The organism is Aeromonas sp. ANP5, from assembly GCF_963870295.1.
Lineage (GTDB): Bacteria > Pseudomonadota > Gammaproteobacteria > Enterobacterales > Aeromonadaceae > Aeromonas > Aeromonas veronii.
Genome location: NZ_CAWMRY010000022.1, coordinates 17859 through 44727, shown reverse-complemented (window position 1 = coordinate 44727; position 26869 = coordinate 17859). Strand labels below are relative to the sequence as shown.

Below are 26869 nucleotides of genomic sequence, written 5' to 3'. Positions count from 1 at the left end.
CTATACCCGCACTCCCATCACCTGATCACTGCTGCCTGCCTCCCGCGTACTGGGTTGCAGCAACTCCTGCCAGAACTCGGCATGCTCAAGCATGCTGGCGAGACTCTCTTCAAGGTACGCCAGAGTCAACCGGCTTGCCGCCATCTGGCGATAGAGTTGCACCGTCAGACTCTCTTCATCGAAACCGAAGTGAAGATTGAACTGATACCAGTGACGATTGAAGCTGGCCAACTGACGGAAAATCCCCTCGCCCACCTGATGCAGCTCGGCCCACGTCAGCCTGCAACACCAGCTGATCCCGCTCCGGCACCAGGATAAGGCTGAGTTGCAACTGCTCGTCAAAGCAGAGCGCCGCAACCCCCTCCTGATTCAGAGCCAGGGATGGCAAACCATATTTGGTGGCAAATTCAGCGAGCAGTCGATTGATGATGACAGTTACATCCATGATTTCCTCCAGCAGAGAGGAAGAGATGTTAGCCTGCCACCGCCATGCGGGCTGTCACTCAAGGGCGGCACTTTTAAGAAAAATGGCCGGAAAAAACAAAAAGGCGCCCCAGTGGGCGCCTTGATTGCCATGACGTTTATGCAACGCCAAATGCCGCTTTCCAAGCCTGATTCTGGCTCTGGGAATACTGCTGCATCAGTTGCAGCAGATCTTTCATAAAGTTGGCATTGAAGGACATATTGTCCTCGGCCTTCTGCTTCTCGCTCTGACTGATGGTCGCCTCGACCTCGTCTTCTTTCGCATTGGCCTGGCTATCACCCTGCGCCACCTGCACCGCAGAGTTGCTCATTTGCCCCACAGACTGGGTTACAGTGTTGAACACCTGACCCCGTTCGGAAGTGCGAGCAAATTTCTTGTCCAACAATCGGCTCGCATTACTGTCTGCAACTTGGTCCTGTTTCCAGACTTTGCCCACATCAGCACGGTCAACCTGTTGGCCCTGCTTGCTCAAGCTATCAACCTTGGCGTCAATCAAGGCCTCGCGACCGGCAATCTTGCCATCAAGGGATTGTTGCTGCTTGATAGTCTTGGCACCCTTGCCCAGGCTGATCCCGCCCATAATGGCAGAGAACCCCGCCATCACGCCGGAGACCACCGCCATAGCGATCATCAGCTTGGCGCCGTGGCGCATCTCATCAACCTGTGCCTGCTGGTTGCTGATGACCAGCTTGTTCTCGATATCCCGAACCTGTAACCCCTCCTCACGGGCCTGACGGGCCAGTTTGAACAGCAAGGACATCATATCCATCGCACTGTCCAGCTGCGCAACCATCTGGGTCACCCCTTTGGTATCGAAGGGGATGGAGGGGCGTGGCAGAGTAGGAACGCTCTTGTTCTCTGCCCCTTGCGAACGGGTCGAAACGGCAGCCTCATGGGCAGTGGTCGCACTGCGAACCTGCTGCGCCTCACCGGCCTGCACCTCGGTCAGCGGGGCGGTACGGGTCACACCATTTGCATAATCACTGTTAATCATGGTCGGTACTCCTTAGATAGCAGCAGGTCTGCGGGCTAGGTTGTTCATCATGTCGCCCTTGGCATTGATCATCTGGAAGATCATCTCCATGGTCTGCTGGAACGCCTCGATCATCTGGGCTATCGCCTCCTTGAGCTTGTCGATGACCCCTTGCAGTTCGGTCATCTCGCTCTTGCTCAAGGCAAGATCAGCCTGGGCATCGAGCGACTCGGACTCTTTCGCTGACTGGACCGTTTTGGCCACGCCACTGCTCACATCAATGAGGATATCGGCACCCTGGGTGGCCAGTTTGGCCACTTTCGCCACCTTATCACTCACCTTCACCGCCTCAACGGTTGCTCTGGCACCAAATTTGGCGGCCATTTCACCCGCCTTGGCAACGATTTTGGCGGTAACATCCGCAACCTTGCCACCAATCTTGGCGCCCAGTTTGGCAATCGCACCGCCAATGGTCGCGCCGAAACTGACTGCGGCCGAAATCACTGCCAACGCAATCTCTATCCCCATCAGGGCTGGCCCCAGCTTCTCCATCACCTCCTTGGAGATAAGGCCATCAGCGGCAGCCTGCTGCACAGCCATGTTGACCACGCCAACGACGCCAGCTGCGATCATCAGGGCACCGGCGGCAGCGCCAATCCCGGTTGCCACCATGATGGCGCCGATCACCAGCGAGGCGATGGCACTGATCCAGCCGAAAATCTTGCCAAAGATACCGGCCTTCTTGGCCTCCTGGGCACTCTCTTCTGCCTCTTTGATCTTCGCCTGGTTCTCGCCGATCTTCTTCTCGTTCAGCGTGCGAGCTTGCCGGATATCATCAAGCTTCAGCTTGGTCTGGGTCTTCTCCAGATCGCTGGTGAGCTTGCCCAGCTCAATCTCGAACGCTTCGGGCGAGGTAAAGGCTGCGGTCACCAACCCGGTGGTGTGCGGCAGAATCAAGCGGGTGTTCTCTTTCACCGAAGCCACCAACTTGCCGATTTCACCAAGTTGCTGCGCACTGACCTGGCTATTGCTTACCGCCAGTGGTGGGTTCAGCGAGACCCCTGACTTGCGGGCCTGACCGGTGACTTGCACCGTTGCGGCATCGAGCCGTGTTTCACTGCGAGGTTGGGTTACGGGCGCCAGGCCCGCAACATCACCTGTGTTTCCCAGCGGGGAAACCTGTCTTTCATTGCTGATCGGGTTCATCTTGCAGATCCCTTCTGATTGCGATGGCTTCCAACATGACCTTGGCGCTTGCCGCCAGGTCTGCCTGCTGGGGATCTGTGTCCGCCAGCAGTCGGGCCGAGTGGAAGCCACTCTCGGCCCCGTTCAAATCACCTTGTTGCAGCCGGCACTCGGCAGCATGAAACGGGAAACGGGGATCTTTCAGGTCGAGCATGGCGCCAAAGCTGTAGCTTTGAACCGCCGTTTCAAACTCCCCCATCGCCTGACGGCAGGCACCCAGCCCAAGGAAATAGCGCGGCTCATAGTGATCCAGCATGCAGAGGGCCTGGAAGATCTTGTGAGCATCCTCCCACTTGCCAGCCTGATACTGGCCAAAGGCCAGGGCATAGAGCTGCTCCAGGGTGTCGCCCGAGATATCCTGCAGCATGGCCAGGGTGCCGCCGTCAGCCATAAAGGCTTCCAGCTCTGCTTCATATTCCGGGGTCAGGGTGGTGTCGGTCTGCATGATCTCTCCTCAAATTGCGCCAAGAATGTCGCGCATGATGCTGTCGTATTTCTGGATAAAGCGGTTGAGTGCCTCGATGGCGGCGTTATAGCGCGAGCTGACGTCGTTGAGGCGGGTGGTCTTTTCACTGACCTGATCGTTGAGCGGGCGAGAACGGTCGCTCACACTGGTGGAGAAGTTGCCAAGCTTGTTGTTGTCCTTGTCATAGCTGTAGCTGGCTTCGATATTTTTCATCGCGCCGCTCTTCTTCTGCTCACTTTCGAGGAACGTTTTAACTGTGATGACCTGCGTGGCTACGATCTTCTCAAAATTGGCTTTTTTACGCTCATAATCGGCCTTGGCCTCCCCCAGCGTTTTGGGGGCGAGGCTGGCAGACGTTACTTTTTCCAGCTCGTTTTTAGCGTTGGTGAAATCTTGCTGTGCTTTTTGCACCGACCCATCGGTAAACATTTTTGACAACAGTTTGAACTCTGAACCATCCATAAATTCGGCCAGAGACTGATAGCCATAGAGCTTGTAATCCAGCAGATTGAAATTGGTGTTGAAGGTCTGGCTGGATGCCGCAGAGAGCACCTTGTTGATCTCGGACTGGATCACCCCGTAGATCTTCAGCTCACCGGTCATCTCTGCCAGCTCGTCCCGCAGCCCTTTACGCTGGTTGTCCTGAAACGCCATCACCCCGGTAAAGGTCGTGATGAGATCGTCATCGATGCGATCCATGGTCAGCGCACTGAGGGAGAGCAGCATAAATTCAGGGACGGTCCAGTGGGTGACTGGCGGGGTTTGTTTTGCTCCCCGCTCGATCATTCCCTTGATGGCGGCAATGGCCGCATCTTGCCCCCCCTGGAACTGGCCCATCGCCCAACCCCCGTTGATCGAGGCGGGATCCGTCAGATAGGCAGCCAGCAACTTCTCCAGCTGCTCCTTGCTCAGCGCAGTCGATGAGTCAGCACTGATGGTGATCTTGCCCTTGAGCAGCTCGACCAGTTCGGTCAACTTGGGGTTTTTATGGCCCGGCAATGCGTCCAGCGCTTGCCCATCAAGCCAGCCGACGAACGCACCAGGGTTGGTGTTGTAGTCAGGGATAGTGCTCATCACGACTCCTTAAATCATCAGTCCGCGCATCATGGTGGGACGGCGACTCTTGCGGCCCTCTCCCGGCTGTGCCGGCAGTAACGCCTGTCTGCGCTGGATCTCAGCCAGCAACTCCTGCTCGGCCACGGCCACTTGCTCGGTCGGCGCATCGAATAGCAGCTGACAGGTCTGATCCGAGAGAGCGAGGCCAGCCAGCATCTCTTGCAACAGAGCGTTGCGGTGATCGCTGTCGGCAATGGCCTGCTCTGCCTGCGAAATGGTCTCGCTATGGTCGGCAAAACGCGGTTGTTTCATCTTGGCTCCTATTCTATGAGGCCCTTTTGGACATGCCTGTCACGCAAGGCCGTGCTTTTGTCGTTTTCGCATATCTCGCAGGGAACAGACCTGCTCGGCGGCCAGCATGAACCAGCCGGGCTCGGGTTCACTGGCTCCCGTCCAGCACAGGTAAAAGCGCCCGAGCCGCTCACTACTCAGGCTACTGCCACGAAAGACATCGACGTTGCCGTAGAGGTAATGGCCCGGCCCGAGCACTGTCAGAGTGGCTTCGGCCAGCAGATAGAGGGCGGCAAAGGGATTGGCCAGTCCGGCCCGCTCCCCCCCTCGGCGCACCAGCAGGATCCAGACCCGTCGGGTCGCAGGATCAAAGCGCCAGGCGAGATAAATTTGGCGATAGCAAAAACCGTGGCCGATCTGGATGGGAGTCGCCCCCAGATGGTGAGGGGCCACCGCCACACCCCTGGCTTGCAGCCAGGGGATCAGGGGGTCAGAGGTTAACGGGTCCCCGCTCACAGGCAGACCCTCCCGAGGGGCTGGATATTGATCTGCTGGGTCAGCTCCTGATAGGAGAGCACCGGCAGGGCGTGGTAATCCCCCTCGATGAGCTTGCGCACATAGCGGCGGATATCCATGGAGACGATGAGCACCGGTTTGTTCTGCATCTGGGCCAGATCACCGACGGTATGGCGCACCTGATCGAGAAAGCTCTGGGTAATGGTGGGGTCGAGCGCCAGATAGCTGCCGGCACTAGTCTGGCGAATGCCGCCGCGGATCTGCTCCTCCACCTGCTGATCGAGCAGATAGGCAGGCAAGATGTTGTTACCGTTGGCGTACTTGTAGCAAATGTAGCGCTTGAGGCTGCTGCGGATGTACTCGGTGAGCTGCACCACATCCTTCTCCTTCTGGCCCCACTCCACCATCGCCTCGAGGATGGCGCGCATGTTGCGGATGGAGATATCCTCCCCCACCAGCCGCTGCAAAATTTCGGTCATTCGCTGCAGCGGGATGATGCGTTGCGCCTCCTTGACCAGCTCGCCATAGCTCCCCTCCATCTGCTCCAGCAGGTAGCGGGTCTCCTGAATGCCGATAAAGTCCTCGGCATATTCCCGCAGCACATGGGATAGATGCCAGGTCACCACCTGATCAGTGGTGAGGCTGGCCAGCCGTGACTTCTCCAGCCGCTCCTGATGTTCATTAGCGACCCACAAAGTCGGTTGTCCCGGCAGTAACGGCGCCCCCTCTTCGTAGGGGATCCCCAGCAGATCGAGCTGGGAGGCGCTCTCCTGCACCAGCTGATGGCCCGGTCGCAGCAGACCGCGGGCGACCGGTACTTCCTGCAGTTGGATCAGGTATTCGCCGGGCCCCATCCCCTCGTTGAAACGCAGGTGAATACCCGGGAAGGGCACCCCGAGATCGAGATAGAGGGCGCGGCGCACCCGCACCAGTTCGTCGTTGAGGGCAATCGCCTCCAGCTCGGCCTGCAAAGCGGCATCCACATCGATCAGGAGCGGCACCGTCATGGCGAACTCCTCCTTCTCCCCCAGCTTGCCCCGAGGCTTGCTGCCCGGTTTTGGCTTGCTGCGGGCGGCGGGGGCTCCCGCCCCCTGCGCCAGGACGGCAGGAAGATCCTGACTGTTGCTGCTCTGCGCCTTGCGCTGACGCAAGCCGATAAAATAACCGCCTGCCGTGACGATGGCCGCCAGCGCAAAGAAGGTGATCATCGGGAAGCCCGGGATCAGACCAAACAGTACCAGCAGCAGACCGCCGATCAGCAGCGCCTTGGGCTGGGCCACCACCTGGGCACCGATATCGGTCCCCAGATCGGAGGACTCCTCGGAGGAGACCCGGGTCACGATGATCCCCGCAGTGATGGCGATCAGCAGGGCCGGCACCTGGGAGACCATGCCATCACCCACCGTCAGGATGGAGTAGAGCTGCAGCGCATCGGCGGCGGATAACCCCTTCTGGGTCACCCCGATGGTGACGCCGCCGAGGATGTTGACGAAGATGATGATGAGGCCCGCGATGGCGTCCCCTTTCACGAACTTCATGGCGCCATCCATGGAGCCGAACATCTGGCTCTCCTTCTCGATGACCCCGCGGCGATCCCGCGCCTCGTGCACGTCGATCACCCCGGCGCGCATGTCACCGTCGATACTCATCTGCTTGCCCGGCATGGCATCGAGGGAGAAGCGGGCACTCACCTCGGCGACCCGCTCCGAGCCCTTGGTGATCACCAGAAACTGGACGATGGTGATGATGAGGAAGATGACGATCCCCACCACCAGATTGCCCCCCACCACGAAGTTGCCGAAGGTGTAGACGATTTGCCCCGCATCGGCCTGCAGCAGGATCATCCGGGTGGTGCTCACCGACAAGGCAAGCCGGAACAGGGTGGTGATCAGCAGCACCGCCGGAAAGGCGGAGAACTGCAGCGGCGAATTGATATAAACCGCCATCATCAGCAGTACCACTGAGATGGTCATGTTGATGGCAATCAGAATATCGAGGGCCACCGGCGGCAGCGGCAAGACCATCATAAAGACGATGGCCAGCAGCAGGATCGCCAGCATGATGTCCTTGCGCTCGCCGATCCGGCGCAGCAGCTCAAGGGAGCGTTGATTCATTCTGCTCTTCCAGTTCGAGGTATTGTTGATAGGCAAAACGGGCTTCATCCAGCCGCCCTGCCAACTGGCAGGCCCGGCTGCGGCAGAGCCAGAGCGAGCCATCGGCCTTCCCTTGCTGCATCAGCTGATCGACATGGGCTAACGCAGCCTCCCCCTCCCCCTGTTTGAGCAGGGCCACCAGCAGGGTCCGTCGCCCTCCCTGATGGTCGGGGTGGATCTGCAACAGGGCGGCCAGCAGGACGCTCGCCTTGTCGGGGTGGCCATATTGCAGTTGCAACCAGCCGGTGAGCAGCAGCGCATCCTGCTGCTGTGACGTAAGCACCATGGTCATACCTTGTGCAGCAGATGAAGGGTCATCTGCATCAGTTGTTCATCGGCGTGCATCTGTTCGAGCAGCGCAGCGGCCGCTCGCAACTCTGGGCTCTGCCCTTCTGCCAGCACGCTGCGCAGACCCTGCATCGCCTGATTGAAATCGACCGGTCGCAGCAAGTCGTGAAAGCCGCGATCCGGGGTGGCGAAATCGAGCAGCACCCGATCCGCCAGCCGCTCGGGGTAGAGGCGGCTGATATGGGGTTCGATGGACTGGCCATCGGGCAACAGGGCATAACGCCCCGGCAGGCTGCGCTCCTGATCGTCGAGGGAGATGGCGCTAAGCTGCTCGATCCCGATATGCGCGGCAGTGATCCGGCTCATGACGCCAGCACCTCTCGCTGCAGCCGGGTCAGGGTGGTCACTGCCTGATGGAGCTGGGGCAGAGTCACGGCCCGCTCATCCAGGGTGACGAAGAGGATCAGCTGTTCCTCCCCCAACCAGCCGCTGCGCACCGGCAGGGCCGGGCCTTGCGCCGCGGCGGTCAAGGTCATGGCGCGGCGGATCGCCTCGCCACTCTGATGCCAGGGTACGGCGCGGGCCAACCAGAGGGTCAGTTGTCCCTGATGGCGCTCCAGTTGCAGAGTGCCGCTCTGCTCCAGTTCAAGCTGGATCAGCGAATGGGGGTTATCCCCTATGGTGATGCCCAGATCCTGGCAAAACTGCACCAGCAAGGGTTCAATCCAGTTCATGACGACTCTCCAGACAACTCATCCTCTTCCCGCTCGATGGCGTTATCGAGCGCACCCTGACAGCACTGCAACAGGTTCTGGCGCTGCTCCTCCTCACTGAACAGCTCCACCGGCAGCAGGCGGATCAGCCGCTTGAGCTCCTGATAAAGCAACACCTGCTGGCGACAATCTGACAGCTCAAGAGCCACACCGACCTGCTCCACATCACGCACGCTGGCCCAGCGTTTCTCCACCAGGGCGATCAGATCGCCCATCAGATCAGAAGGCCCGTATGCCATGGGCCGAGCCCTCCTTCACCCGTTGCCACAGCTCGTCCACTTGCGCCGAGAGAGTGTTGAGCAGCCGCAGCTTGTGCATGTCGCTCATCACCCGTTCCAGCTTGACCGGGTCGAGCCAGCGCTGCTGGCTGTCGAGATCGGCGCTCAGGGCCTTCATCATGAAGCCGGTCACCTTCTCCAGCGCACCGTTGCCAAAGCGGCTGTGAATATCGCGCCAGGCGGCAGAGAGGGCACGGTAGTCCTGCACCGCATCGCGATAGAGATCCCGTAGATCCTGCTCGGCTCCCACGCCCGCTTTGGCCGCTTCGGCCGCGGGGCCGGTAATGCGCGCCCCCAGCACGATGGCACTGCCCTGCTCGTCCGCCAGCTTGGCCAGCGCCTGTTCCACCAGCGCCAGGGTGCCCTGCATCTCCGGTCGTCCGGCGAGGGCCTTGCGCGCCTGACAGAGCGCCTCGAACTGCTCGCTCACCTCCCCCGAATAGCTCTCGAGGTAGGCCAGCAGCTGGGAGAGATTGGCCAGCCGACCGCTGCTGAGGTGGCTCACCATCTCCTTGATCTTCTGCTGGCGCTCCAGCTCCGGCACTTTGTCGAGGTAATCCCCCACCAGCGCCTCTATCTCGCTGATGCGGGCATGGCTGTCACTCAGCTTTCGCTTGGCGAGCGAAAGCTCAGCGCGCTCGGAAAAGACAAAAGTGAGCTCTTCGGCGGCATCGGCCAGCGACTGGGTGGCACTGGCCAGCACGACCCGCTCCCCCTGAAATTGCCCGCCCTGCAGGGGAGCCTGACGGGATGCGACCTCTGCTCCGCGCAGCTCGGGCTGGGCGGCAGGGGCATAGGGGTTGCTCTGGATAATGGCCATGGAAACTCCCGTGACGAATGGATTGACGAGGATGGCATTATAAAAATCGCCCTCGCCTCCCTATGCCAAAATCGGCCGTGAATTTTTAGCCCGCCCCCAACGGTTTTCTAAAAAGTCCCGACTCGCGCTGAAATCCCCGTAGCCCCCCATCCCCTATAGTGGCCACCAGTTTCAATAGCGCAGATTGTTATGACCCTCTCCCTTGACCACATCCCCGATCAGCTTCGTCACGCCATCGACGAGTGCCGCCTGATCCAGATCCGTGGCCGGGTCACCCAGGTGACCGGCACCCTGCTCAAGGCGGTCGTCCCAGGCGTGCGGATCGGTGAGCTCTGTCATCTGCGCAACCCGGACAACACTCTCTCCCTGCAGGCAGAGGTGATCGGCTTTGCCCAGCATCAGGCGCTGCTCACCCCCCTTGGCGAAATGTTTGGCATCTCCTCCAACACCGAGGTGAGCCCGACCGGCGCCATGCATCAGGTCGGGGTCGGCGAGCATCTGCTCGGTCAGGTGCTCGATGGCCTCGGCAACCCCTTTGGCGGTGGCCATCTGCCGGAGCCCGAGACCTGGTACCCGGTCTATCGGGATGCGCCGGCCCCCATGAGCCGCAAGCGCATCGCCGAGCCCATTTCGCTCGGTATTCGCGCCATCGACGGCCTGCTCACCTGCGGTGAGGGGCAACGGATGGGGATCTTCGCGGCCGCCGGTGGTGGCAAGAGCACCCTGCTGGCATCGCTTATTCGCAGCGCCGAGGTAGATGTCACCGTGCTGGCGCTGATCGGTGAGCGTGGCCGTGAGGTGCGCGAATTTATCGAAGCGGATCTGGGAGAGGAGGGTTTAAAAAAGGCCGTGCTGGTAGTGGCCACCTCGGATCGCCCCGCCATGGAACGGGCCAAGGCAGGCTTTGTCGCCACCTCCATCGCCGAGTATTTCCGCGATCAGGGCAAGCGGGTGCTGCTGCTGATGGACTCCGTCACCCGTTTTGCTCGTGCCCAGCGGGAGATTGGTCTGGCCGCTGGCGAGCCACCAACCCGACGGGGCTATCCACCGTCGGTGTTTGCCGCACTGCCCCGCCTGATGGAGCGCGCCGGTCAGTCAGACAAGGGCTCCATCACTGCCCTCTATACCGTGCTGGTAGAGGGGGATGACATGACAGAGCCGGTCGCTGACGAGACCCGCTCCATCCTCGATGGTCACATCATCCTGTCGCGCAAACTGGCGGCGGCCAACCACTATCCGGCCATCGACGTGCTGCGCTCCGCCAGCCGGGTGATGAACCAGATCATCGCGCCCGAGCATCAGGCTCAGGCAGGTCGACTGCGCAGCTGGCTGGCGAAATATGAAGAGGTGGAGCTGTTGCTGCAGATCGGCGAATACCAGAAAGGGCAGGACAAGGTAGCCGACGAGGCGATCGCCCGCATCGAGACTATTCGCCAGTGGCTCAGGCAAGGCACCCATGAACCCAGCTCACTGCCGGAAGCCCTCTCGACTCTGGAGGCGCTGACCCGATGATTGGCCGCCTGCAACGAATAAAAGACCTACGGCTGGATCGGGCCGAGCAGCAGCTCGCCGCCCAGCAGGCTCGGGTGCAACTCGCCCGCGTTCGCCAACGCGAAGCGGAGCAGGAGAGTCTCGACTATCGCCAGTGGCGCCTTGCCGAAGAAGAGCGGCTATTTGCCATCTGTCAGGCGGAGCAACTCGATCGCAAGGGGCTCAAGGCGTGGCAACAGCAAGTGGCGCTGCTGCGGGAGAAAGAGGCCCAGCTTGAACAAACTGCCGCCGAGCAGGCCGAGCGGGTCGCCGAAGAGCGCATCCGCTTGCAGGAGCGCCAGCAGGCGGTACACCGCGCTCGCCAGCAGCAACAGAAATTTGCCGAACTACACCGTCAGGAGCAGGCCTCACAGCAAGCCCTGCGTGACTACAACGAAGAGCAGGAACAGGAAGAGTTCCGCCAGCAGATCAGGATGTAACGAGTCATGAACCGAATCCTCCCGATACAGGGCACAGTGACAGCCCGGGGTGATACCCAGATGGCTGAAGCCAATCGGTCGCAACAGCAGCGTTTCGAGCAGGCAATGCGGCTTGAATCGGACCAAAAGGCACCCGACAAGTACAGGGCGAATGGCCAGAGCAAGACCCAGGAGCCTCGGCCTCAGCAACTATTACAGACGCAGCAGCAAAAAAAACAGGCAGCCGATACTGTCCGGCAGTCTGATATTGCTGCTTCTCACAGCCAGCCAAAGCATTTACAGACACAACAGCTCATCACAAGAAAGGCACCCGGTTTATCCACCTTCCCGGAGGTGACCGAACGTGACCAGAAGGAAATCGAGAGCAAAAGATCGCAGCAAGTGCTGGATGCACAAGACAACGTGCACGAGGGCGGAACCGGAGATGTGGCGCTACCCGCCCCGGAAAACGCCTGTTCAGTGCCTTCATCAATGTTGAATACACCGGCCCCTCGCCCCCTCCTCGAGGGAGCTGGAGATTGGGCACCAGAGAGCGCTCTGTCAGCGATACCATCTTTGATGAAAGAGCCATTGCACCACCCCGAGCAAAGAGAGAGTGACTCGCGACAACATGATCTACAAACAATCTGGATCGCAGCCGGTATGGAGCTGCCGCAGAGCTCAGATCAAGCCCCCCTTCAACAAGGTGAAGCCTCTCTTGCCCAAGTCTTCGAATTCGCCGAACGAAAGGTCTCCAACAGCGACACTGACATCAATGCGCTCACTCTGAACGACGAGATACCCGAAGCCAGTGGTCAACCGATCCCCCCGCAGGTGAAAACCCCCGGGGATCTGCAGCTCGCACGGCTGGCACCTGCCGAAAGTAATCGGGAACTGGGTCAGCTGCTGGAGCGACTGGCGGTGGATATCTATCAGGAGCTGGGCCGCTCGGAGCGTCCGCCACTGCTGCGCCTGACTTTGCCACAGCTGGGCGATCTCTCCATTCGCATCGCTCACCACCATGGCGAGCTGCAGATCGAGATCCTCGCCACGGCGCAAGGTGAGCTGCTGCTCAATCAGGGGCGCAGCGATCTGGTCGACCGCCTGCAACGGCTCTATCCCGGCGAGCGGGTCGCCCTCGATCTCTTCGGCCAGCCCGACAGTGAACAGGGCTCGCGCCATAAACGATCCATCTACGAAGAGTGGGATGCCGACGCATGACACCGATTGCCCTCACCTCCGCCTCGCTGGCGGAGTTGACTTTACAGCAGACCCTGAGCCAATACCGCCAGCACTTTGGCTGGAGTGGCGGCGAGCTTCTCCTCGCCATCGGTTTGCCGCCTGCGACACTCGATACCCGGCTGCAACTGCAGTGGCAGGGGCTCTCTTTGCCGCTGTTGTGCAACGGCGCAGAGCTGGCGCACTGGCTCGCACCAGATCTACAACAGGCGGCACTGTTCAGCCTGCCCGAGCAGCTGCAAATGGCACTGATCGAACGGCTGGGACAACCCCTCGGTGGCATCACCTGTTCGGCGCTGACCCGACCAGAGAGTAACGCTCAGACCGGCGAGCCAGCCCTGCAACTGCTGTTGCAACGGGAGGGGGCAAGTCTCGCTCTCTGGCTGCCGCAGCCCGAGCCCTTGCTGAGCAAGTTGCCACCACGACCACAGCAGCAGCGGCTGCCGTTGCCCCTCACCCTCTCCCTGCAGTGGGGCGAGATGGGGCTGACCATGGATGAGCTCGCCACTCTCGCCATCGGCGATGTGCTGCTGCCGCCGCCCCATCCGCAGCTCGGCCAGCAACTGCTGATCTGCGTGGAGGGTCGCCCCTTTGCCTACTGCCAACCCCATCAACAACATCTGGAACTGACTGCCATGCATAATGCTGCCTCCGCTGAACCCTTCGGCCCGACCGAACTGGATCAACTGCCGATCAAGGTGAGCTTCGAAGTGGGCCGCCAGACGCTGGACTGGCATACCCTCACCAGCCTGCAACCGGGCGCCCTGATCGATCTTGGCACGCCCCTCGATGGCGAAGTGCGCATCACCAGCAACGGCCATTCGCTGGGAGTGGGGCGACTGGTGGAGATCCAGGGGCGCCTGGGGGTACGGGTCGAACGCCTCGACAACGAGTCACAGTCATGATCCAGTTGCCAGACGAGCTAAACCTTATCGTCGGGCTGGCGCTGCTGGCTCTGCTCCCCTTTATCGCCGTGATGGCCACCTCCTTCGTCAAGCTGGCGGTGGTCTTCTCGCTGCTGCGCAACGCCCTCGGGGTGCAGCAGATCCCCCCCAACATGGCGATGTACGGGCTGGCGATCATCCTCAGCATCTATGTGATGGCGCCGGTCGGTTTTGCCACCCAGGATTACCTGCGCCAGAACGAGGTGTCACTGGCGAAAGCCGAATCGGTGGAGAAGTTCCTCGATGAGGGGATTGCCCCCTACCGCGACTTTTTGAAAAAGCAGATCAAACCGCGAGAGCACGCCTTCTTTATCGACAGCACCAAGCAACTCTGGCCCAGCAAATATGCCGATCGGCTGGAGCCCGACAGCCTGCTGATCCTGCTGCCCGCCTTTACCGTGAGCGAGCTGAGCCGCGCCTTCGAGATAGGCTTTCTGATCTACCTGCCCTTTATCGCCATCGACCTCATCATCTCCAACATCTTGCTGGCGATGGGGATGATGATGGTCTCCCCCATGACCATCTCGCTGCCCTTCAAGCTGCTGCTGTTTGTGCTGCTCGATGGCTGGGCCCGCCTGACCCACGGGCTGGTCATCAGTTACGGAGGCTAGCATGAGTCACGCCGATATCCTTCACTTCACCAGCCAGGCGCTCTGGCTGGTGCTGATCCTCTCGATGCCACCGGTACTGGTGGCGGCGCTGGTGGGCACCCTTGTCTCTTTGCTGCAGGCGTTGACCCAGATCCAGGAGCAGACCCTGGGCTTTGTCGCCAAGCTGATCGCCGTGGTGATCACCCTGTTTGCCACCACCGCCTGGCTGGGGAACGAGCTCTACAGCTTTGCCGATATGGTGCTGTTCAAGGTACCGCAGATCCAATGACGCTGGAGAGCCTGCAGGCCCAGATGCTGGCCTATACCCTGCTGCTGCCGCGCTTTATCAGCTGCTTCGTGATGCTGCCGGTGCTGAGCAAACAGATGCTGGGGGGGGCGATGATCCGCAACGGCGTGGTCTGCTCGCTGGCGCTCTACGCCTACCCCACAGTCGCCGACACCTTGCCGGATCAGATCGACGGCATGGCGCTGGCCATGCTGATCACCAAGGAGGTGCTGCTCGGCCTGCTGATCGGCTTTGTCGCCGCCATCCCCTTCTGGGCCATCGAGGCGAGCGGTTTTCTGATCGACAACCAGCGCGGTGCCGCCATGGGTTCCCTGTTCAACCCGAGTCTCGGCAGCCAGACCAGTCCCACCGGCCTGCTGCTGACCCAGACCCTGATCACCCTCTTCTTTGCCAGCGGCGCCTTTCTCGCCCTGCTGGCCGCCCTGTTCCAGAGCTACATCAGCTGGCCGGTGGCGCACTTTTTCCCCACCATCGACGAGCAGTGGGTCAACTTTTTCTACAGCCAGTTCAGCCATATGTTGCTGCTCTGCGCTTTGCTGGCGGCGCCGCTCTTGATCGCCATGTTTCTGGCCGAATTCGGGCTGGCGCTGATCAGCCGCTTCGCCCCCTCCCTCAACGTCTTCGTGCTGGCGATGCCGATAAAAAGCGCCGTCGCCAGCCTGTTGCTGGTCATCTATATCAAGCTGATGATGGATCACGCCTATCAACAGGTGCTGGCGGTGATGGATCCGCTGCAACTGCTGATCCCCATTCTGGAGGCGCGATGAGCGGCGAGAAGACCGAACAACCCACCCCAAAAAAGTTGCGGGATGCACGCCAGAAGGGGCAGGTGGTCAAGAGCAAGGAGGTGGTCTCCACCGCCATCATTCTCAGCTTGGTGGGCATGCTGATGGCGATGTCCGACTACTACCTCGAACATCTGGGCAAGCTGATGATGATCCCGGAATCCCACATCAACCTCCCCTTTACCCAGGCGCTCAACCATGTGGTGGAGAACCTGATGCAGGAGATGGCCTATCTCTGCATTCCGCTCCTCGCGGTCGCGGTGCTGGTGGTACTCGCATCCCATTTCGCCCAGTACGGTTTTCTGCTAAGCGGTGAGTCCATCAAGCCCGACATCAAGAAGATCAATCCGGTGGAGGGGGCCAAGAAGATCTTCTCCATCAAGAGCCTGATGGAGTTCGTCAAATCCCTGCTCAAGGTGAGTCTCCTGAGCCTCTTGGTGTGGGTCACCATAAAGGGCAATCTGCAAGCGATGCTCCAGTTACCCGGCTGCGGCATGAGTTGCATCACTCCGGTGCTGGGGGGCATGCTGGGCCAGCTGATGGCGGTCTGCGCCATGGGCTTTGTGGTGATCGCCATCGCTGACTACGCCTTCGAACACTACCAGCACATCAAGCAGCTCAAGATGAGCAAGGACGAGGTGAAGCGGGAGTACAAGGAAATGGAGGGGAGCCCGGAGATCAAGAGCAAGCGCCGCCAGTTCCATCAGGAGTTGCAGTCGAGCAACATGCGCGCCGACGTCAAGCGCTCCTCGGTCATCGTCGCCAACCCGACCCATATCGCCATCGGTATCCGCTACGAGCGGGGAGAAACCCCGCTGCCGGTGGTGACCCTCAAATTCACCGATGCCCAGGCGCTACAGGTGCGCAAGATTGCCGAAGAGGAGGGGATCCCTGTGCTGCAACGCATTCCACTGGCCCGTGCCCTCTATCGGGATGCCCAACTCAACAACTACATTCCCGCCGACCAGATTGAGGCGACTGCCGAGGTTCTGCGCTGGCTGGAGCAGTGGCGCCAGAGCGAAGGGTCACAGTGGTAGGGCTGCACGCTGCCCGAATGGCCAAACAAACTGCGCAATACGCGAAAAACTGACAAATCCCCGACCGCTCCCTGATATAGCGCGCCATCACGGCTCGGTATCATCTCCTTATCGTCAACCCTGTCGGGAATCACATCATGGCCTTACCAGCAATCGGTGGACACATTCACCTCAACCGCCCAGCATCGCCCCAGCAGACAGAGGCCAGCCCGCTGCTGGCAAAGGGTAACAAGCTGTTCGAGCAATCCGTCAAGCGCGGCATCGGCCACTTCCAGAGCAGCGATCTCAAGCAGGTCATCAGCGCCCTGCGCCAGTTGCAAAGCGCTCCTGATAGCGGCAAAGCACAGCGGGTGCAGGATGCAATCCAGCACTGGGAGCAGCACCACCCCAAAGAGGTGGCTGCACGTGGAGCTCGTCTGACTGAACTGAAACAGGCGCTGGCAGAACAGGGGGCCATCACCAGAGCCGCCCCGCGACATGAACCGAAAGTGATGGCGGGTGGCACCCAGGCCCTGCTGCAAAAGAGCATGGCCGGACTGGAAAAACTGGGCAGCTACGCCTGTACCGACGCCCAGACCTTTGTCCAGCCCAACAATCCGAGCTATCAGAAGATCATCGGCAAACTCAACGCCTTCGGGCAGGATCCCCAGCGCCTGGCAGCCAACCAGCGCGCCAACAACAGCGCCAATATGGCCGCCATCCAGATAACCAGAAACAAGCAGCCACTCTCCTTGCGCACCATGGAAAACATCGCCAAGGCGGTGGATGACGCCAAGGCCGGTTGCTGCTCAACCCTGGCCTATTCAGCGGCGGCCGAACTGCTGCGCCACAACAGTGACCAGCGGATCGAAGTGCTGGCCCATCGTGGCGCACAGGGTCACGCCCAAACCCACTGCTTTGTGGTCATTGGCCGTGCTGAGGGGAGCGAACTTACCAAGCCGGAAAGCTGGGGGCCACACGCCAAGGTAGTCGACCCCTGGGCCGCCACCATAGGGGCGCCACTGGTCGGTACCCCCGCCCGCCCCCCTATCGCCAACCTGTGGCCGCCCACAGAGTCGGTCTTTGATAACACCCATCGGGAGGATTAATGATGTTCCATGCCATGCTATCAACCCTCGTTCGCCAGCTATCCCTGCCGCAGGAGTGCCTGCACGAAGAGGGGCTGGATCTGCAGGCGGGCCCCTTCAGCCTCCATATTCGCGAGCGGGATCAACTGGTGACCCTGTTTATTCCGCTGGGGGATATTCAGACCCCCTCCCTCGCCACCATGGCTGACTGGCCTGTGCTGCAGCTCAGTCGCGGCAGCGAGCAGAGCACCCTGCTCTGGAGCCGTGAATGGCTGGACAAGCTGGATGTGGAACTTCTGATCGACCTTGTCAGCCGTATGCTGCATCAGGCCGAAGCCCTGACTCAAGGCACGTCTCCGGCAGCCATCGTGGTCAGCGAGTCCGCGATCGAACAGACCGTATCACGCCCGAATTACGGTATCCCGAATCCCATCCCGAAGACCATTCGAGCCTGATATCAGCGTCTGCTCATAAGGGAAAACAGCTCAACCAAAACGGGGCCATCACTGATGGCCCCGTTCTATTTCTCACGTTGAATGGATTTACCCTTACCCCACCTCCCCCAGCGCGCCGATCAGGGCGTCGAGTCCTTGATCTACTTTCGAGCGCGGGCAGCCGACGTTGAGGCGGATATAACCTGTGCCTTCCGGGCCGTAGGTGTCGCCACGCATGATGGCGACCCGGTATTTCTCCACCAGCAAGGTTTGCAGCGCATCCATCCGTTCGGTGGAGTCGATGCCAAGACCGTTCAAGTCAATCCAGGCGAGATAGGTTCCCTCGGGCACCCGATAGTCGATGGCGGGGAAAGCCGCGTTGAGCCGCGCCGCCACATGGGCGAGATTGCCGTGCAGGTAGGATTTGAGCGCATCAAGCCAGGCAGCGCCATCCCGATAGGCGCTGATATGGGCCAGCACCCCGAGAATGGGCGGCGATGAGAGGCCGTGGGCCGCCTTGAGCCGTTGCAGATAAGCGGCCCGCGCCGCTGCGTTGGCAATAAAGGCGTAGGCGCCGCCAAGGGCGGGAATATTGAAGGATTTGGAGCCCGAGCTCACCAGCGCCCAGTGATCGTCCGGCGCCACCTCGCTCCACGGCAGGTAGCGGGCAAAACTCACATCCATATGGATGTCGTCCGAGATGACCTTGACCCCGTGGTGCTGGCAGATGGCGGCCATCCGGCCGAGTTCATCCCGCGTCCAGACCCGGCCGGTGGGGTTGTGGGGGCTGCAGAGCAGCAAAATCCGGCAATCGGGGCGGGCAGCCTGTTGCTCGAAGCAGGCCCAGTCGATCTGGTAGCTCCCCTCTGTTTTTTTGAGCGGGCAGGGCAGCAGCACCCTGTCGTTGGCAGCCAACATATTGCCGAAGGCGTCGTAGGCGGGGGTATGCAGCAGCACACCTTCACCCGGCGCCGACCAGAGGCTCACCAGCTGGGCAATCATATAGATGACCGAGGGGCCGTAGACCAGCGTCTCGGGGTCGATGCTCGCCCCGTAGCGGTGGGCAAACCAGTGGCTCACAGCCCCCTTGAAGTCGTCGTGATTCCAGCGGCTGTAGCCAAATACCCCGTGCTCAAGGCGGGTTGCCAGCGTCTGGCGAATGCAGGGGGCGGTCTCGACATCCATGTCAGAGATGGTAAAGGGGAGCAGATCGGCATGGCCAAAACGGTCGGCCACATAGTCCCACTGGGTGCAGTAGGTGCCGTGGCGGTCGACCACGCGGTCGAAGTCATAAATATCGTGCATGAAGTTTCTCCCTCCATAAACAGGAGACATATTGGGAGAGGCAAACAAGGGGGGCTTGCGCCCCCCGTTCGGATCTTATTGGCCGGTTCAGGCCCCCATCAGGCTCTGCAGCTGGTTTTTTACCAGATGCACCTGCGGGCCAATCACCACCTGCAGGTTGTGCTCGTCGAGCTTGATCACCCCGATAGCGCCGTTCGCTTTCAGTACCTTGTCATCGACCCGGCTCATGTCCTGCACCGACATCCGCAGGCGGGTGATGCAGTTATCGAGCGCGAGGATGTTATCAGCGCCGCCCAGCGCATTGAGGATGATTTCACCGTTGTAACCGCTGTTGCCGGCCTTCTTGCTCGCGGGCTGGGCAGTCTCGCTGGTTTCAATCTCACGGCCCGGGGTTTTCAGGTTAAAGCGCACGATGGCGAAGCGGAACACGCTGTAGTAGATGGCAAACCAGATGGCGGCCGCGACCGGCACCAGATACCACTTGGTGGCGGTGCCCTGCAGCACGCCGAACACCAGAAAATCGATGAGGTTACCGTCGGTGTTGCCGATGGTAACGCCGAGCAGCCCCATGGTCATAAAGCCCAGACCGGTCAGGATGGCGTGAATAACGTAGAGTACCGGTGCCACGAACAGGAACAGGAACTCCAGCGGCTCGGTGATGCCACCGATGACGCAGGCCACCACGCCAGAAACCAGCAGCGCCTTGATCTTGCCACGATTTTCAGGGCGAGCGCAGTGATACATGGCGAGCGCCGCACCCGGCAGGCCGCCGAGGAAGGCTGGCATCTTGCCCTGCGAGAGGAACGAAGTGGCAGAGACCGAGAAGCCGGAAGTGTCGGCGCAGGATAGCTCGGCGTAGAAGATATTGAGGGCGCCGCTCACCTCGTGACCGCATACCAGCTGGGAGCCGCCCGCTTCAGTAAAGCGGATCAGCGCCACCAGAATGTGGTGCAGGCCGAGCGGCAGCAGCAGGCGCTCACCGGTACCGAACAGGAAGGGGCCGAAGGGACCGGCGTGGGAGATGAGCGCTCCGATACCGTTGATGCCGGCGGCAAACCAGGGCCAGGCGAACGGCACGACCAGACCGACTACACCCAGCACCAATACAGTGATGATGGGCACGAAGCGGGCACCGCCGAAGAAGGCGAGCGCATCGGGCATCTTGTAGGTGTAGAAACGGGCGTGGAGCTTCGCGACGATCACCCCGACGATGATGGCCCCCAGAATCCCGGTGTCGATGGAGCTGATGCCGAGGATGGATTTCACCCCGTAGGCCTTCTCCGCCGCCGCGTCACCGATGACGTTGGCCACGGTGAGGTAGAAGTTGATGGAGAGGTTGAGCGCCGCATAGCCGACGAAACCGGCAAAGGCCGCAACCCCCTTCTCTTCCCGCGCCAGCCCCAGCGGAATGGCCACCGCAAACATCACCGGCAGGTAGATAAAGGCCACCAGCCCCACCTTGGTCATCCAGAGGAACAGCAGTTGCAGCACGGTATTGTCGAGGAAGGGCATGCTCTGCTTGACCGCATCGCTGGTGAGCGAGCTGCCGACACCGAGCAGGATGCCCGAGAAGGCCAGCAGGGCGACCGGCAGCATAAAGGTCTTGCCGAGGCTCTGCAGGAACTCCCAGATGGTGGATTTGGCTTGAGGCTTGGCCATGAAACGGCTCCTTGTGAATAGACAGCAATATCTGCGGCTGCCCTCCCCCGCTCGAGGCAATCTCGAAGCAATCTCGAAGCAAAAGGCGCGGGTCAGCATCAGGTTTTGCTGGATGATAAAACGTTTTATCAATTTGCAAGTGCCGACAGGATCACAGAATCAGGGGGCTGGCTGGCGGGAGTATCCAAATTTGTGAGCCGGATCGGCCCAATGGTGATGTAACGTTTCACTTGAGCATCTGAGCAGGTATGCTGGGGCCTCGCTCTCAACTGTCCGTCGTCCGTTCGCCCTATGCCGCCCAAATCCCTCTCTGCCAAAGCCACCAAGATTACCGATGTCGCCCAGCGGGCGGGAGTGTCGGTCACCACCGTCTCCATGGTGCTCAACGGCAAGGGGCGCATCTCGCCAGCCACCGCCGAGCGGGTGCAGCAGGCGATAAAAGAGCTCGACTACGTGCCCAACAGCGCCGCCGCCAACCTGCGCAGCCAGCAATCCAATCTGGTGGGGCTGATCCTGCGCGACATCACCGACCCCTTCTATACCGAGGTGACCGCCGGGGTGAGCGAGGTGCTGGAGCAGCAGGGCTATCTGCTGTTTCTGACCCAGTGCGGCCACAGCCCGGAGCGGCTGCAGCAGAGCATCCACTCCCTGTCACGGCAGGGGGTGGCGGGCATCATCTTCAATCCGGTGCGCGGCGCGGCGGCCAAAACCCTGGAGACCCTGCTCGACTCCGAACTGCCGGTGGTGTGCGCCGCCCGCTCCTACTATCGGGATGACGTGGACTTTATCGGCCCCGACAACACCCACGCCGCCAAGCAGGCCACCACCTACCTGATCGAACAGGGCCACCGCCATATCGCCTACGTCGGCGGGCGAGCCGACTCCCTCACCCGCGCAGAGCGGATCGGCGGCTACTGCGCCAGCCTGCTGCAATATGGCCTCCCCTTCAAACCGGAGTGGGTACTGGAGTGCGAACGCACCCAGCGCAGCGCCGCCGACACCATCGCCCAGCTGCTGCACCAGCACCCCAAGGTGACCGCCGTGCTCTGCCACTACCCCGAGGTGGCGCTCGGCGCCATCTATGGCGTCGAGGCAAGTGGGCGCACCGTGGGCAAGGACAACTACATCGGTCAGCAGGTGGCCCTGCTCGGCTTTGACGATGTGGCGGAGGCCGAACTCACCTCCCCCGCCCTCACCTTCGTCAGCTCACCGGCCCGCGAAATCGGCCGTCAGGCGGCAAAGCGACTGCTGACCCGGATGCAGCAACCCGAGCTCGCCCCCAACCGCCATATCATCACCCCCAATCTGCAGAAGCGGGAGTCAGCTTGAGTTGGCAAGGCTGGCCCGTCTGCAGCAACCCGAGCTCGCCCCCAACCGCCATATCATCACCCCCAGTCTGCAGAAGCGGGAGTCGGCTTGAGCTGGCAAGGCTGGCCCGTCTGCAGCAGCCCGAGCTCGCCTTAGCCGCCATATCATCACCGCTCACCAGCAAACCGCAGAAGCGGGCATCGGCCTAAGCTGGCCTGGCTGGCTCGTGCGCCTGCGAACCGCTCTCTCTTCACTTTTCCTGCGCCTTGATCCAGCGCCGATAGCGGGCGTTGCCAAGCAGGGTTTGCCACTGCTGGCAAGCCAGCGCCAGCGATGGCGCAACCTTGGGGTGGCTCGGCTGACCACGGCCCAGCCGCCGCAGCTGGTATTTCACCATCGCCATATAACCTACCGAAGCCAACACCTTGTTGCGCCAGGGGATGGGCCTGAGCTCGGCGCTTGCCGCCTGCTCACGGCGCCATCTGGCGGGCAGATCCGGGGCGATGGCAAGCGCGGTGGCCATGCCAACGACCGCCACTCCGCTGCCGAGCACTTGTTCCACCACTGGATAACGGCGGATCCCCCCGGTCACCATCACGGGCATATGAGCGGCACTCACTATCTCTTCGGCAAACGTCAGAAAATAGGCTTCCCGCGCCAGAGTGCGGCCATCGCGGGCCTGACCGTGCATGGCGGGCGCCTCGTAACTGCCACCGGAGAGCTCCACCAGATCCACCCCGAGCGGGTTGAGCATGTCGACCACAGCCTTGGCATCTTCGGTACTGAAGCCGCCACGCTGAAAGTCGGCGGAGTTGAGTTTGACCGACAGTGAGAAGCGCTCCCCCACCTGCTCACGGATCCCCTGCACTATCTCCAGCAGCAAGCGGGCACGATTCTCAAGGCTGCCGCCCCAACGATCGTGGCGCTGGTTGGTGAGCGGCGAGAGGAACTGGCTTAGCAGATAACCGTGCGCAGCGTGGATCTGCACTCCGTCAAAGCCGAGACGCTGTGCCAACAGCGCCGTATTGATAAAGCGTGCTTTCACCTCGGCAATATCGGCTTCGCTCATGGCCCTGGGCGGAGAGAACTGTTTGGAGAAACTGCCGAGCGCCATGGGCACGGCGGAAGGTGCCAGGGTAGGTTGCCCCAGCGCCGCCGGCATCTGGCGACCGGGGTGGTTGATCTGCATCCAGATCTGGGCGCCCCCGCTTTTGGCCGCTTCGGCCCAGGCCCTGAAACGCCCGGCCAGCTGTGGGGATAGCGCCGGGGTGTCGAGCACCACGCCCCCCGCTCCCGTCATGGCGTGCCCATCCACCATCACATTGCCAGTGATGATAAGGCCAGCGCCACCCTCAGCCCAGGTACGATAGAGGCGGATCAGCGCCTCGGAGGGGGCATGGTCACGGTCAGCCATGTTCTCTTCCATGGCTGCCTTGGCGAGGCGGTTGATAAGCTGGCTGCCATTTGGCAGGGTCAGGGGAGTAAATGGGTTCATGGCGATCTCCTCGGTAGTGAGGACCCCACCATAAGTTTGAAGCTGACTTGAAGGTCAAGCCCTTTGTCGAGATGCCGCTACGACCAAGGAAAGGCTATCCACCCACCCCTTGCTTGCTCAGGGCCGTTGACATTCAAGCGGGCTTTAACCCTAGAATCTCCCGGCACCGCCCCTCAGCCTTAACGTCAGGGGCCATCAACCCGCAGCCCAGGAGGCAAGATGAAGATCGGTGAACTGGCCAGACAGACCGGCATGGCGGCATCGGCTATCCGCTTTTACGAAGCCAGGGGCCTGCTCAACAAGGTGCAACGGGGGGCCAACGGCTATCGCGACTACCCGCCCGAGACTGTGCCGTTGCTGACCATCATCAGCCAGGCACAGCAGGCAGGCTTCTCCCTCGACGAGATCAAGCAGCTGGTACCGGCGGATATCAGCACCTGGCAACACGCACCGCTGCTGGCGGCCCTCAAGGCCAAGGTGAGCGACATAGAGGCGCTGGAGGCCAGGCTTGCCCACAGCAAGCAGCAGTTGCAGACCCTGATCCGGCTGGTGGAGTCCAAACCCGACGAGATGCCCTGTGAAGAGAACGCAGCCCGGGTATTGGCCAGCATGGGCATTCCATCCCCCAAGCACGTCGCAAAGGCTGCCACCACGGCCAAGTCTGCGTTACGCCACAAAAGGTGATCCTGTTCACAACCGGCACACGCCCTCGACCAGAGAGGTTGAGAGCCAAGTGGAGAGGAATATGATGGGAGCCCCCTCTCTGCACGAGCCCATTTATGAGCAACCCGCACGACCAGAACCCGCCGAGTGAAATCCATCGCTGTGACAAATGTGGCGAGCGTACCCGCCATATCGTGGTGCTGGTCGCCCGCGATCACAGCCAGGACATCATGCCCAAGGATCCGCGCAAAGCCTTCTGGCAAGCCTTTACTTCCAGCAGCATCACCAACTGGGCGTTTGGTGAAACACTGGCCTACCAGACCACCCATGTAAAACATCTGATCTGCGAACGCTGCGGGGAGAAGTTTCTGGAGTATTGAGTGGCGGTAGCACCCAGCAAGAAATGAAGCTCTGCTTGCGCTCAGAGCGCCAAGCGGACAAATAACACCCACTTAATGAGCAATTTATTGATCTTTGGCAGGTTTTTGCCCGACGGCGGTTTTACCCTGCCTCTCTCTCGATTAATATGCCCCACTTGGCAACCACTCTTGCAGAGATAACCCTGTGCAGCCGTTTCGCCATCCACCACATCGCCGGATAACCGCAGCAGGCTGGAGGCTGTAATCCACGGGCGGTAGCGTGGAATTTTCCCTACTTGATGCGGCTAAATTAGCTAGATGTCCCTGTCCTAAAACTGACGCAGACACACAGTGGTATCCCGCCCCTCCTTTTCAGAAAAAAATGAATGGTATTAATATGGATGATATTTACCTCAATTTTCAGCGCCGAATAAATTATATGTAAGAAGTGGATAATAACTAAAAATTAGTGTTGTCATGAACTGAATTCCATCCCCCCGAACGTTCGTCAACGCTTTGCTAAAAAACACCTTAAAATAAGTATTATCTAATCCAAGTAATCTCAAACAGTAGATTTTGAATATAAAGCTTTACTACATGACATAACTATCTATAGAATACAGAAAATATCACATCAACTATATTGGCACTTTTTATGAATGAAAAAACTTTAAATTTATATCCAATAGATTATCCATTCGAAACACTTCTTTCCAGAATTGATTCTGATGACCCCAAATTAATATTAGATCCTGACTTTCAGCGTGAATACAAGTGGGATAAAGAGGGATGGGAAAGAGCATCAAAATTTATAGAATCATGCCTAATGAGAATCCCCCTCCCATCTTGTTATTTTGCTGAGGATGATAATGGTAAACACATTGTTATAGATGGCGTTCAACGCTTAACAACCATTGTTAAATTCATGAAAAACGAGTTTAAACTAGAAGGTATGAGCGTTTATAAAAATCTAGAGGGAAAATACTTTAGTGACCTTGAGGATTTCAGAACGGATATTGAGACAACTACTATTCGCTGTATTATTTTACGTAAAGACAACCCTAAAGGATTGGTCCAAGAAATATTCTCAAGATTGAACCAGGGGGCCGTACAACTATCTCATCAAGAAATAAGGCATGCAATTTACCCTGGCAGCTTCGATAAACTTTTATCCGATTTATCTAAAATTGAGTTTATCAAAAACTTTAAAAAAGGAGCATCAACTGACAACCACTATAATTCAAGAGAGCCTGAAGAATTAGTTTTAAGATTTTTTGCATTACAAGATGACCTAGGTGATTATGATGACAACTTAAAAAAGTTGCTTGATGACACAATGATTAAAAATCAGAATCTACCAGAAAAAGATATCAACAGGCATAAGGAGTTATTCTTAGAAACACTGAAAAAATGCCTTGATGTTTTTGGAAATGATGCGTTTATTGATACAAATAAAAAGAGAAGAAAACAAAGCACCGTATATTATGACCTTATTATGTACTGCTTCAGTAAGTACGACTACCAAAGGCTCATAGACAATAAAATAAATATAAACACAGCTTTTAAAGCTCTTTGTAATGTTCCCCAGTTTCAAAAAACTTTATCCGGTGGGCTACAAAATAAATCATCTATTGAAATCAGAAGAACTATGTTTATTCATGCTTTAACCGAGGTGTTCGGTGGATGATATTTTTGCAAAATACAAGTTGCTATATGTAAATTTGTCATCAATCATTGATGAAATTAACAGCAGATTAATTTCAGGTGATGATGAATTAATATCTAATCATTGTAATTTTTTTACAAAGTCATTTGTAATATCTATCTGTACCTACTTAGAGAGTTGTCTGAAAGAACTTGCATTTCAAGCAATTCAGAATAAAAAGGCCTTTATAATAAATGCTGGTCTTCCAAAAAACTTAATACTATGGGAGATTAAAAAGAAAACGGAAATAAAACAAGCTGAATGGGAATTCGCAAACTTTGATATAACAATAACATTAGAGGATATCGATGACTATATCTCAGGTAACCCCGGGAAAACGATAGATTTATTTCGTCGTGTAGGATTTGACATCACTGCATGTACAGAGTTTAAAACTAATAAAGATTTTGTCGCTGCACTGGTGACTAAAAGAAATTCAATTATACATCATAACGATGATGCTTTAGATGTAACTCTTCAAGATCTTAAGTCATATATAACAAACATAATTGAATACATCAATGGCATTAAGAATCATATTTCTTAATCAATGCGAAATTAATTTTATATTTTTCAACACTAATCTATCGACTGGGTAGATTAGTGTTAAACACGTCGAAAACAACCAATAACAAACCTCTTGTTAGTGCTAATAACATACCTCGTATGTTGGGCTTCGC

Annotated in this window: 30 protein-coding genes and 2 pseudogenes; 16 read left to right on the top strand and 16 right to left on the bottom strand. The window is 58.7% G+C overall.

The window, feature by feature from the left end:
* Positions 1-445: pseudogene (locus tag AACT07_RS13500) on the bottom strand (type III secretion system chaperone).
* Here AACT07_RS13500 and AACT07_RS13495 point away from each other — a divergent pair.
* Complete coding sequence (locus AACT07_RS13495; RefSeq protein WP_171902778.1) at positions 326-664, top strand: hypothetical protein; 339 nt, start codon at positions 326-328, stop codon at positions 662-664. The pseudogene AACT07_RS13500 and the gene AACT07_RS13495 overlap by 120 nt on opposite strands.
* On the opposite strand, the gene aopD is transcribed toward AACT07_RS13495, so the two are convergent.
* Genes aopD through aopN form a run of 12 tightly spaced genes read right to left on the bottom strand, consistent with a single transcriptional unit; the run spans position 582 to position 9343 of the window.
* Entirely contained in the window at positions 582-1478 is an 897-nt protein-coding gene (gene aopD, locus AACT07_RS13490) for a type III secretion system translocon subunit AopD (RefSeq protein ID WP_005334550.1), read from the bottom strand. The two genes, AACT07_RS13495 and aopD, sit on opposite strands and share 83 nt — an antisense overlap.
* Positions 1479-1490: 12 nt before the next feature.
* On the bottom strand, positions 1491-2663 hold the full coding sequence (aopB, locus tag AACT07_RS13485; protein ID WP_005334552.1) for a type III secretion system translocon subunit AopB: 1173 nt from the start codon (positions 2661-2663) through the stop codon (positions 1491-1493).
* A complete protein-coding gene (acrH, locus tag AACT07_RS13480; RefSeq protein ID WP_017411833.1) occupies positions 2644-3147 on the bottom strand; it encodes a SycD/LcrH family type III secretion system chaperone AcrH in 504 nt (167 codons plus the stop codon). Before acrH ends, aopB begins: the two co-directional genes overlap by 20 nt.
* Positions 3148-3156: 9 nt before the next feature.
* Positions 3157-4242 (bottom strand): virulence-associated V antigen, encoded by a 1086-nt coding sequence (locus tag AACT07_RS13475; protein ID WP_069528261.1) that lies wholly within the window; start codon positions 4240-4242, stop codon positions 3157-3159.
* Positions 4243-4251: 9 nt separating this feature from the next.
* Positions 4252-4536: an LcrG family type III secretion system chaperone AcrG gene (gene acrG, locus AACT07_RS13470; protein WP_005334559.1), complete on the bottom strand. Its 285-nt coding sequence runs from the start codon at positions 4534-4536 to the stop codon at positions 4252-4254.
* A 39-nt stretch (positions 4537-4575) separates the two neighbouring features.
* Positions 4576-5031: an LcrR family type III secretion system chaperone gene (locus tag AACT07_RS13465; protein ID WP_069528259.1), complete on the bottom strand. Its 456-nt coding sequence runs from the start codon at positions 5029-5031 to the stop codon at positions 4576-4578.
* Complete coding sequence (gene ascV / locus AACT07_RS13460; protein WP_269719424.1) at positions 5028-7193, bottom strand: SctV family type III secretion system export apparatus subunit AscV; 2166 nt, start codon at positions 7191-7193, stop codon at positions 5028-5030. Before ascV ends, AACT07_RS13465 begins: the two co-directional genes overlap by 4 nt.
* On the bottom strand, positions 7126-7476 hold the full coding sequence (gene ascY, locus AACT07_RS13455) for a type III secretion system chaperone AscY (RefSeq protein ID WP_171902779.1): 351 nt from the start codon (positions 7474-7476) through the stop codon (positions 7126-7128). Before ascY ends, ascV begins: the two co-directional genes overlap by 68 nt.
* Positions 7473-7838 carry a type III secretion system protein AscX gene (ascX, locus tag AACT07_RS13450; RefSeq protein WP_005320766.1) on the bottom strand — a complete coding sequence of 122 codons (366 nt, stop codon included), beginning with the start codon at positions 7836-7838 and terminating at the stop codon, positions 7473-7475. The genes ascY and ascX overlap by 4 nt, the downstream gene beginning before the upstream one ends.
* Positions 7835-8206, bottom strand: a complete 372-nt coding sequence (gene acr2 / locus AACT07_RS13445; protein WP_069528254.1) for a SycN family type III secretion system chaperone Acr2 — start codon at positions 8204-8206, stop codon at positions 7835-7837. Before acr2 ends, ascX begins: the two co-directional genes overlap by 4 nt.
* Positions 8203-8484 (bottom strand): type III secretion system gatekeeper subunit Acr1, encoded by a 282-nt coding sequence (acr1, locus tag AACT07_RS13440; protein ID WP_005334576.1) that lies wholly within the window; start codon positions 8482-8484, stop codon positions 8203-8205. Before acr1 ends, acr2 begins: the two co-directional genes overlap by 4 nt.
* The gene (gene aopN, locus AACT07_RS13435) at positions 8465-9343 is read right to left on the bottom strand and encodes a SctW family type III secretion system gatekeeper subunit AopN (RefSeq protein WP_069528252.1); all 879 of its coding nucleotides are present in this window, start codon (positions 9341-9343) and stop codon (positions 8465-8467) included. Before aopN ends, acr1 begins: the two co-directional genes overlap by 20 nt.
* A 189-nt stretch (positions 9344-9532) precedes the next feature.
* Between aopN and ascN the strand changes: the two genes are divergently transcribed.
* The 10 genes and pseudogenes from ascN to AACT07_RS13385 all read left to right on the top strand — a co-directional run bounded on the left by ascN (position 9533) and on the right by AACT07_RS13385 (position 17716).
* Positions 9533-10855, top strand: coding sequence for a SctN family type III secretion system ATPase AscN (gene ascN / locus AACT07_RS13430; RefSeq protein ID WP_069528250.1), 1323 nt, complete (start codon positions 9533-9535; stop codon positions 10853-10855).
* A complete protein-coding gene (ascO, locus tag AACT07_RS13425) occupies positions 10852-11313 on the top strand; it encodes a type III secretion system central stalk protein AscO (protein ID WP_058055778.1) in 462 nt (153 codons plus the stop codon). Before ascN ends, ascO begins: the two co-directional genes overlap by 4 nt.
* 813 nt (positions 11314-12126) lie before the next feature.
* A pseudogene (ascP, locus tag AACT07_RS13420) lies at positions 12127-12513 on the top strand (type III secretion system needle length determinant AscP); the annotation flags it as partial.
* On the top strand, positions 12510-13436 hold the full coding sequence (ascQ, locus tag AACT07_RS13415) for a SctQ family type III secretion system cytoplasmic ring protein AscQ (protein WP_069528245.1): 927 nt from the start codon (positions 12510-12512) through the stop codon (positions 13434-13436). The pseudogene ascP and the gene ascQ, both read left to right, overlap by 4 nt.
* Positions 13433-14086, top strand: coding sequence for a SctR family type III secretion system export apparatus subunit AscR (gene ascR, locus AACT07_RS13410; RefSeq protein ID WP_005334585.1), 654 nt, complete (start codon positions 13433-13435; stop codon positions 14084-14086). The genes ascQ and ascR overlap by 4 nt, the downstream gene beginning before the upstream one ends.
* 1 nt (position 14087) lies before the next feature.
* Entirely contained in the window at positions 14088-14354 is a 267-nt protein-coding gene (ascS, locus tag AACT07_RS13405; protein ID WP_005334586.1) for a SctS family type III secretion system export apparatus subunit AscS, read from the top strand.
* The gene (gene ascT, locus AACT07_RS13400) at positions 14351-15139 is read left to right on the top strand and encodes a SctT family type III secretion system export apparatus subunit AscT (protein ID WP_069528243.1); all 789 of its coding nucleotides are present in this window, start codon (positions 14351-14353) and stop codon (positions 15137-15139) included. Before ascS ends, ascT begins: the two co-directional genes overlap by 4 nt.
* Positions 15136-16194, top strand: coding sequence for a SctU family type III secretion system export apparatus subunit AscU (gene ascU / locus AACT07_RS13395; protein WP_069528242.1), 1059 nt, complete (start codon positions 15136-15138; stop codon positions 16192-16194). Before ascT ends, ascU begins: the two co-directional genes overlap by 4 nt.
* Before the next feature lie 137 nt (positions 16195-16331).
* On the top strand, positions 16332-17282 hold the full coding sequence (locus AACT07_RS13390) for a hypothetical protein (RefSeq protein ID WP_058055773.1): 951 nt from the start codon (positions 16332-16334) through the stop codon (positions 17280-17282).
* Entirely contained in the window at positions 17282-17716 is a 435-nt protein-coding gene (locus AACT07_RS13385; protein ID WP_069528240.1) for a hypothetical protein, read from the top strand. Before AACT07_RS13390 ends, AACT07_RS13385 begins: the two co-directional genes overlap by 1 nt.
* A 93-nt stretch (positions 17717-17809) precedes the next feature.
* On the opposite strand, the gene AACT07_RS13380 is transcribed toward AACT07_RS13385, so the two are convergent.
* Positions 17810-19000, bottom strand: a complete 1191-nt coding sequence (locus tag AACT07_RS13380) for a MalY/PatB family protein (protein ID WP_069528238.1) — start codon at positions 18998-19000, stop codon at positions 17810-17812.
* 87 nt (positions 19001-19087) lie between these two features.
* Positions 19088-20659, bottom strand: a complete 1572-nt coding sequence (gene malX, locus AACT07_RS13375; protein ID WP_069528236.1) for a maltose/glucose-specific PTS transporter subunit IIBC — start codon at positions 20657-20659, stop codon at positions 19088-19090.
* Between the two features lie 291 nt (positions 20660-20950).
* Here malX and AACT07_RS13370 point away from each other — a divergent pair, with 291 nt between their 5' ends.
* A complete protein-coding gene (locus tag AACT07_RS13370; protein ID WP_069528232.1) occupies positions 20951-21988 on the top strand; it encodes a Mal regulon transcriptional regulator MalI in 1038 nt (345 codons plus the stop codon).
* Positions 21989-22217: 229 nt separating this feature from the next.
* Here AACT07_RS13370 and AACT07_RS13365 read toward each other — a convergent pair whose 3' ends face one another.
* Positions 22218-23462, bottom strand: coding sequence for an NADH:flavin oxidoreductase/NADH oxidase family protein (locus AACT07_RS13365; RefSeq protein ID WP_069528230.1), 1245 nt, complete (start codon positions 23460-23462; stop codon positions 22218-22220).
* A gap of 219 nt (positions 23463-23681) precedes the next feature.
* Here AACT07_RS13365 and AACT07_RS13360 point away from each other — a divergent pair, with 219 nt between their 5' ends.
* The 4 genes from AACT07_RS13360 to AACT07_RS13345 all read left to right on the top strand — a co-directional run bounded on the left by AACT07_RS13360 (position 23682) and on the right by AACT07_RS13345 (position 26736).
* A complete protein-coding gene (locus tag AACT07_RS13360) occupies positions 23682-24146 on the top strand; it encodes a MerR family transcriptional regulator (RefSeq protein ID WP_042082436.1) in 465 nt (154 codons plus the stop codon).
* 95 nt (positions 24147-24241) lie between these two features.
* Positions 24242-24505 (top strand): hypothetical protein, encoded by a 264-nt coding sequence (locus AACT07_RS13355; protein WP_033113193.1) that lies wholly within the window; start codon positions 24242-24244, stop codon positions 24503-24505.
* A 634-nt stretch (positions 24506-25139) separates the two neighbouring features.
* Positions 25140-26171 carry a DUF262 domain-containing protein gene (locus AACT07_RS13350; RefSeq protein WP_083249976.1) on the top strand — a complete coding sequence of 344 codons (1032 nt, stop codon included), beginning with the start codon at positions 25140-25142 and terminating at the stop codon, positions 26169-26171.
* Entirely contained in the window at positions 26164-26736 is a 573-nt protein-coding gene (locus tag AACT07_RS13345) for a HEPN domain-containing protein (protein WP_069528226.1), read from the top strand. Before AACT07_RS13350 ends, AACT07_RS13345 begins: the two co-directional genes overlap by 8 nt.
* Positions 26737-26869 lie beyond the last annotated feature (133 nt).